Source organism: Pseudomonas sp. GD04158 (assembly GCF_029834875.1).
Lineage (GTDB): Bacteria > Pseudomonadota > Gammaproteobacteria > Pseudomonadales > Pseudomonadaceae > Aquipseudomonas > Aquipseudomonas hydrolytica.
This window is the reverse complement of sequence record NZ_JAODYT010000055.1, coordinates 21698-29191: the sequence shown is the minus strand read 5'-3', so window position 1 is coordinate 29191 and position 7494 is coordinate 21698. Positions and strand designations below refer to the sequence as shown.

Sequence of the window (7494 nt, the reverse complement as noted above, 5' to 3'; positions counted from 1 at the left end):
TTTAATCGTTGTGCTGCCTGCCCTGGAGGTAATCCGGGGCGATCGCTACGGCTGGTATTCGGCCAGCTTGCGTTCGGCTTCGGCCAGGCGTGTACGCGCCTGTTCCAGCGCCTCGCCAGAGGCGCTCTCTTCACGCTCCAGCTTGCGCAGGTCGGCGCGGGCGAAGGCCACCTCGGTCTTTAGCGCCTTGAATTTTTCGTCCACGCCGGGGCGTTCGGTGCGTACCAGCTCCGGCGCCGGCTTGCCCGAGGCCGCCTCGGCTACATGCAGAGCCTGTTCGGCGGCGGCCAGGGCATCGCGCAGAGGCTGCAGGTCGGCTTCGTCGGCGCCGGCATTCTCGGCCTTCTTCAGCTCGGCGCGTTTCATCGCCAGTTCGACCTTGGCCTTTTTCAAGGCGTCGTCACCGGCGGGTTTGGCGGCAGGGGCGGGTGTCCGGCCTTCCAGATCGGCCAGGGCTTTCTCGGCTGCTTCCAGTTGCTGACGCAGACGGGCGAGTTCGGCCTGCTGGTCGTCGTCCGGGTTTTCGATCTTCTCCAGCTTGCGCAGCTGGGCCTTGAGCATGGCGGCTTCGATCTTGGCCTTCTTCAACGCTTCGTCGCCGGCCGGTTTGGCGGCGGGGTCGGGCGCCTGGCTTTCCAGATCGGCCAGAACCTTCTCGGCGGCTTCCAGCTGCTGGCGCAGGCGAGCGAGTTCGGCCTGCTGGTCGTCGTCCGGGGTCTCGATCTTTTCCAGCTTGCGCAGCTGGGCCTTGAGCATGGCGGCGTCGATCTTGGCTTTCTTCAGCGCCTCGTCGCCGGCCGGTTTGGCAGCGGGGGCAGGCGCCTGCTTTTCCAGATCGGCCAGGGCCTTCTCGGCGGCTTCCAGCTGCTGGCGCAGGCGAGCGAGTTCGGCCTGCTGGTCGTCGTCCGGGTTTTCGAGCTTTTCCAGCTTGCGCAGCTGGGCCTTGAGCATGGCCGCGTCGATCTTGGCCTTCTTCAGCGCTTCGTCGCCGGCCGGTTTGGGCGCCGGGGCAGGGGCAGCTGCCTGTGCGTCGGCCAAGGCCTTTTGCGCGGCCTCTGCAGCGGCACGAAGCTCGGCGACCTGGGTCTGCAGCTCCGGCGTGTCGTGGGCGGCCAGCTGTTTTTCCGCCTTCTTCAGCGCGACCTGGGCCATGCTGGCTTCGATCTTGAGTTTCTTCAGCGCGTCATCGGCCGGCGCGGCTGCCGTTACCGCAGGTGCCTCGGCCTGCGCCGCCTTGGCGCGGGCGGCTTTTTCCGCGCGCGCCTTGCGCTCGGCTTCCTTCTGTTCCTCGGCGCGGCGCAGGCGTTCTTGGCGCTGTTCGAAGCGCTGCTTGGAGTGCTCGGCCTTGAGCTGCTTCTGTTCCAGCTCGCGGATTTCCGCCTTGGCCGCACGGTAGTACTGCACCAGCGGAATGCTCGATGGGCAGACGTAGGCGCAGGCACCACACTCGATGCAGTCGAACAGGTTGTGCGCCTTGAGCTGTTCGTGTTCCTGGCCCAGGGCGAAGAAGTGCAGTTGCTGCGGCAGCAGGCTGGCCGGGCAGGCCTCGGCGCATTCGCCGCAGCGGATGCAGGGCATGGCCGGTGGTGGCGGTGGTAACTCGGCGGCGGTGCTGGCCAGCAGGCAGTTGCTGGTCTTGATCAGCGGCACCTCGAGGCTGGGCAGGGTAAAGCCCATCATCGGTCCGCCCATGATCAGGCGATTGAGTTTGCCGGTATCCAGCCCGGCGAATTCCAGCAGCTCGCCCACCGGCGTGCCGAGCAGCGCCTCGACATTGCCCGGGCGTGCCAGCGCCTCGCCGGTCAGGGTGGTGATACGCGAAATCAGCGGTTTGCCCAGCACCACCGCGTCGTGAATGGCCGTGCAGGTGCCGACGTTCTGGCAGAGGATGCCGATATCGGCCGGCAGCCCGCCCGAGGGCACCTCGACACCGGTGAGAATCTGGATCAGCTGCTTCTCGCCGCCGGAGGGGTACTTGGTGGGGAAGACCCGCACCTGGTAGCTGCGCTCGCTGCAGGCGCTGCGCACCGCGGCGATGGCCTCGGGCTTGTTGTCCTCGATGCCGATCAGCACCTGATCGGGCTGGATCAGCTGCACCAGGATATCGATGCCGGAAACCAGCTCGCCGGCGCGCTCGCGCATCAGCAGGTCGTCGGCGGTGATATAGGGCTCGCACTCGGTGCCGTTGATGATCAGGGTGTGGATCTTCTGCGTCGGCCGGGCGGTGAGCTTCACCGCGGTGGGGAAGCCGGCGCCGCCCAGGCCGCTGATACCCGCCTCGCGGATCAGCGCCAGCAGCTCGGCGGATGCCATATGCCGGTAGTCGGCATGCGGCTTCAGTTCGATCCACTCGTCCAGGCCGTCGCTGTCGATGACGATGGCCGGCGCCAGCATGCCGGAGACATGCGGGTAGGGCTGCGGGCCGATAAAGCTGACGGTACCGGAGGTCGGGGCATGCAGCGGCGCGCTGACGAAGCCGTTGGCTTCGGCAATCTTCTCGCCCTTGCGCACCCGTTGGCCGACCACCACGCAGGGCTCGGCGACTGCACCGATATGCTGGCCGAGCGGCAACACCAGGCGCTTGGGCAGCGGCGCCTGCTGGATCGGCGTGCGGTTGGACAGCTCCTTGCGCTCGGCAGGGTGGATGCCACCCGGGATATCCCAGATCTTTTCCTGCGCGCTCATGCCGCCTGCTCCCGGTCGCTGGCGATCAACTGGCCGGGCGCCAGCGGTTTGTCCCATTTCCAGCTTTGCACGGTGCTACCGACTTCGATCATGTCGATGCAGTCCACCGGGCAGGGTTCGACGCAGAGGTCGCAGCCGGTGCATTCGCTGACGATCACCGTGTGCATCTGCCGCGCAGCGCCGACGATGGCGTCCACCGGACAGGCCTGGATGCACTTGGTGCAGCCAATGCATTCTGCTTCGCGGATGAACGCGACCATCTGCGGCTTCTCGCCTTCCACCGCATCTAGCGGCTCGGGTTCGACGTCCAGCAGGTCGGCCAGCGCCTGGATGGTCGCCTCGCCGCCGGGCGGGCACTTGTTGATCTTGTCGCCACCGGCGATCGCCTCGGCGTAGGGCTTGCAGCCGGGGTAGCCGCACTGGCCGCACTGGGTCTGCGGCAGCAGGGCGTTGATCTGCTCGGCGATGGGGTCGCCCTCGACCTTGAAGCGCACCGCGGCGAAACCTAGGATGGCGCCGGCGATCAGGCACAGGCCGAGCAGGGCGAGTACGGCGACGAGAACCAGGCTCATAGCTTGATCAACCCGGCAAAGCCCATGAAGGCCAGCGACATCAGGCCGGCGGTGATCATGCCGATGGCCGCGCCCTGGAAGGACTTCGGTACGTCGGCGATGGCGATGCGCTCACGCATGGCGGCGAACAGCACCAGCACCAGGGAGAAGCCCAGGCCGGCGGCGAAGCCGTTGACGGTGGCGGTGATGAAGGTGAACTCGGCCTTGTTGGCGTTGAGCAGGGCCACGCCCAGGACGATGCAGTTGGTGGTGATCAGCGGCAGGAAGATGCCCAGCACGCGATACAGCAGCGGGCTGGTCTTGTTCACCACCATCTCGGTGAACTGCACGGTCACCGCGATCACCAGGATGAAGCTGATGGTGCGCAGGAATTCCAGGTCCAGCGGCTTGAGCACGTACTGCTGCACCAGGTAGCTGCACATGGCGGCCAGGGTCAGCACGAAGGTGGTGGCCAGCGACAGGCCGATGGCGGTTTCGATCTTCTTCGACACGCCCATGAACGGGCACAGGCCGAGAAACTGCACCAGCACAAAGTTGTTGACCAGGATGGCGCTGACCATGATCAGGACGAGTTCGGTCATCGGGTTGCCGTCGAGTGCGCAAAGGCCGTAGGAAAAGGGCGCCTATTATCGGGAAGCGCGTAGATGCAAACAAGCCGGCATTGGCCGGCTTGTTCGATGCCTATAAGTAAGCCTAGCTGGCGCTTACTTGACGCGCTGACCCGGCTTGGCGCCGCTGTCCGGGCTGAGCAGGTAGATTTCCTCGCCACCGGGGCCGGCCGCCAGGACCATGCCTTCGCTGATACCGAACTTCATCTTGCGCGGCGCCAGGTTGGCGACGTACAGGGTCAGGCGGCCTTCCAGCTTGCTCGGGTCCGGGTAGGCGGACTTGATGCCGGAGAACACGTTGCGCTTCTCGTCACCGATATCCAGCGACAGGCGCAGCAGCTTGTCGGCGCCTTCGACGAACTCGCACTTCTCGATCAGGGCGATACGCAGGTCGACGGCGGCGAAGGCATCGAAGTTGATCTCGGCGGCCAGCGGGTCCTTGGCCAGTTCGCCATTGCCCTGTGGCTTGGACGCTTCGGCGGCCAGATCTTCCTTGGAGGCTTCGACCATGGCTTCGATCTTCGCCGGCTCGATGCGGGTCAGCAGCGGGTTGAACGGGTTGAGCTGGTGGTTGGCCAGCGGCAGCGTGAGGTCGGCCCAGGTTTGCGGATTCACATTGAGGAAGGCTTCGGCATCGGCGGCCAGCTTCGGCAGCACGGGTTTCAACATGATCACCAGCTGGCGGAACAGATTGATGCCCAGCGCGCAGATTTCCTGCACCTCGGCCTGCTTGCCTTCGACCTTGTTCAGGGCCCAGGGCGCCTTGTCGGCGATCCAGGCGTTGGCGCGGTCGGCCAGGGCCATGATCTCGCGCATGGCGCGGGAGAAATCACGTGCTTCGTAGGCCTCGGCGATGCTCGGCGCAGCGGCCTGGAAGGCGTCCCACAGCTCCGGCTCCGGGTTGGCGGCGACCAGCAGGCCATTGTTGCCCTTGTGGATGAAGCCGGCGCAGCGGCTGGCGATGTTGACCACCTTGCCGACCAGATCCGAGTTAACCTTCTGCACGAAGTCCTCGAGGTTCAGGTCCAGATCGTCGACGCCGCGGCCCAGCTTGGAGGCGTAGTAGTAGCGCAGGTACTCCGGGTTCAGGTGATCCAGATAGGTGCGCGCCTTGATGAAGGTGCCGCGCGACTTGGACATCTTTTGCCCGTTCACCGTCAGATAGCCGTGCACGTTGACCGCAGTGGGCTTGCGGTAGCCGGCGCCTTCGAGCATGGCCGGCCAGAACAGGGCGTGGAAGTTGACGATGTCCTTGCCGATGAAGTGGTACAGCTCGGCGGTGGAATCCTTGCCCCAGAACGCATCGAAGTCCAGCTCCGGGCGTTTGCTGCAGAGGTTCTTGAAGCTGGCCATATAGCCGATCGGCGCGTCCAGCCAGACGTAGAAGTACTTGCCCGGCTCGCCGGGAATCTCGAAGCCGAAGTAGGGCGCATCACGGCTGATGTCCCACTCCTGCAGGCCGCCGTCGAGCCATTCGGCGATCTTGTTGGCCACCGCCTCCTGCAGCGCGCCTGAGCGGGTCCACTGCTTGAGCATGGCCTCGAAGTCCGGCAGCTTGAAGAAGAAGTGCTGCGACTCCTTGAGTACCGGCACCGCGCCGGAGATGGCCGAGCGCGGATTCTTCAGCTCGGTCGGTGTATAGGTCGCGCCGCACTTCTCGCAGTTGTCGCCGTACTGATCCTCGGCGCCGCACTTCGGGCAGGTGCCCTTGATGAAGCGGTCGGCGAGGAACATGCCCTTTTCGGGGTCGAAGTACTGGGTCACCGCGCGGGTGGCGATATGGCCCTTGTCGCGCAGCGCCAGGTAGATGGATGCCGACAGCTCGCGGTTTTCCTGCGAGTGGGTGGAGTGGTAGTTGTCGAAGTCCACCAGGAAGTCGGCGAAGTCGGCGGTGTGCTCGGCCTGCACGTTGGCGATGAGCTGCTCGGGGGTGATGCCTTCCTTCTCGGCGCGCAGCATGATCGCCGAGCCGTGGGCATCGTCGGCGCAGACGTAGATCGCCTGATTGCCGCGCAGCTTCTGGTAGCGCACCCACATGTCGGTCTGCACGTACTCGAGCATATGGCCGAGGTGGATGGAGCCGTTGGCGTAGGGGAGGGCGCTGGTAACGAGAATCTTGCGGGCTTCGGTCATGGTGATCGGCTGCACTGGTAAAACGAGGGAAGTCGGCAACTATAAGGGAAGCGACAAGCTTCAAGCTACCTGCGGCAGGCAAAAGCGCATGCTGCGCTGCTTGGGGAGGCTGCTGCTATGATGCCCGCCTGATTTTCTGCCTGTCTTCTGGAGTTCTTGCATGAGTGCCGTCACCCGCGAAGCGGTCGAAGCCTGTCTGCGTCAGTTCACCGACCCCCATCTCGATCAGGACCCGGTCAGCGCCGGTTGCCTGCGCGAGGTCGACATCCAGGGCGCGCGCGTTACCGTACGTCTGGAGCTGGGCTACGCCGCCGGCCTGTTCAAGAACGGTTGGGCGCAGATGCTGCAAATGGCGCTGGAGAACCTCGATGGCGTCGACAGTGCGCAGGTAAAGGTCGACTGCGTGATCGACTCGCATCAGGGCCAGGCCCAGGTGCCGGCACTGGCCGGGGTAAAGAACGTGATCGCCGTGGCTTCGGGCAAGGGCGGTGTGGGCAAGTCCACCACCGCGGCCAACCTGGCGCTGGCGCTGGCCCGCGAGGGCGCGCGCGTGGGCATCCTCGACGCCGATATCTACGGGCCCAGCCAGGGCATCATGTTCGGCATCGCCGAGGGTACGCGGCCGCAGGTGAAGGATCAGAAATGGTTCGTGCCGCTCGAGGCCCATGGCGTGCAGGTGATGTCCATGGCCTTTCTCACCGACGACAACACGCCGATGGTGTGGCGCGGGCCGATGGTCAGCGGTGCGCTGCTGCAGCTGATCACCCAAACCGCCTGGAACGACCTCGATTACCTGGTGGTGGATATGCCGCCGGGTACCGGTGACATCCAGTTGACCCTGGCGCAGAAGGTGCCGGTGGCCGGCAGCGTGATCGTCACCACGCCGCAGGACCTGGCCCTGCTCGATGCCAAGAAAGGCGTGGAGATGTTCCGCAAGGTGCACATCCCGGTGCTGGGTGTGGTGGAGAACATGGCGGTGCACATCTGCTCGAACTGCGGCCATGCCGAGCACCTGTTCGGCGAGGGCGGAGGCGAGAAGCTGGCTGCGCAATACGGCGTCGAGCTGCTGGCCTCCCTGCCGCTGTCGATGGCCATCCGCATGCAGGCCGATGACGGCAAGCCGACCACCATTGCCGATCCGGAAAGCCAGATCGCCATGATCTATCAGGACCTGGCGCGCAAGGTCGGTGCGCGCATCGCCCAGGCGGGCAAGCCGGCCATGCCCAGCATCGAGATCAGTGAGGACTAACAGCAGCCGCGCAGCGGCCTTCTGATGACCCTCTCCCATCTATGGGAGACGACTGCATGGATGCAGGAGGTAGAGCGACGCAGGATGCCCAAGCCGAGGGTGCCCGAAGGGCGGGAGAGAGCGATGTGCGACTGCGGCAGGTTGCAGAACCCTCTCCCCCGTCCCCTCTCCAATGCATGGGAGAGGGGAGGCAGGCATCTTCCAGACCCCCATAAAAAAGCCCCGCACTAGGCGGGGCTCTTTTCAA

General features: G+C 65.2%; 5 protein-coding genes. 1 reads left to right on the top strand and 4 read right to left on the bottom strand.

Annotated elements, in window-relative coordinates; genetic code table 11:
- Nucleotides 1-45: 45 nt before the first annotated feature.
- The 4 genes from rsxC to metG form a co-directional block, all read right to left on the bottom strand.
- Nucleotides 46-2685 (bottom strand): electron transport complex subunit RsxC, encoded by a 2640-nt coding sequence (gene rsxC, locus N7333_RS18265; RefSeq protein ID WP_279859195.1) that lies wholly within the window; start codon nt 2683-2685, stop codon nt 46-48.
- On the bottom strand, nt 2682-3257 hold the full coding sequence (gene rsxB, locus N7333_RS18260; RefSeq protein ID WP_012017990.1) for an electron transport complex subunit RsxB: 576 nt from the start codon (nt 3255-3257) through the stop codon (nt 2682-2684). The genes rsxC and rsxB overlap by 4 nt, the downstream gene beginning before the upstream one ends.
- Nucleotides 3254-3838, bottom strand: a complete 585-nt coding sequence (gene rsxA, locus N7333_RS18255) for an electron transport complex subunit RsxA (protein WP_003245591.1) — start codon at nt 3836-3838, stop codon at nt 3254-3256. Before rsxA ends, rsxB begins: the two co-directional genes overlap by 4 nt.
- A 123-nt stretch (nt 3839-3961) precedes the next feature.
- Nucleotides 3962-5998 (bottom strand): methionine--tRNA ligase, encoded by a 2037-nt coding sequence (gene metG / locus N7333_RS18250; protein ID WP_129481555.1) that lies wholly within the window; start codon nt 5996-5998, stop codon nt 3962-3964.
- A gap of 160 nt (nt 5999-6158) precedes the next feature.
- Between metG and apbC the strand changes: the two genes are divergently transcribed.
- Nucleotides 6159-7247: an iron-sulfur cluster carrier protein ApbC gene (apbC, locus tag N7333_RS18245; protein WP_096825996.1), complete on the top strand. Its 1089-nt coding sequence runs from the start codon at nt 6159-6161 to the stop codon at nt 7245-7247.
- Nucleotides 7248-7494: the final 247 nt, after the last annotated feature.

Bases quoted from the DNA above. Each gene is read 5' to 3' on its own strand.
- metG (WP_129481555.1), bottom strand. From the start codon at position 5,998: ATGACCGAAGCCCGCAAGATTCTCGTTACCAGCGCCCTCCCCTACGCC.
- rsxC (WP_279859195.1), bottom strand. From the start codon at position 2,685: ATGAGCGCGCAGGAAAAGATCTGGGATATCCCGGGTGGCATCCACCCT.
- rsxB (WP_012017990.1), bottom strand. From the start codon at position 3,257: ATGAGCCTGGTTCTCGTCGCCGTACTCGCCCTGCTCGGCCTGTGCCTG.
- rsxA (WP_003245591.1), bottom strand. From the start codon at position 3,838: ATGACCGAACTCGTCCTGATCATGGTCAGCGCCATCCTGGTCAACAAC.
- apbC (WP_096825996.1), top strand. From the start codon at position 6,159: ATGAGTGCCGTCACCCGCGAAGCGGTCGAAGCCTGTCTGCGTCAGTTC.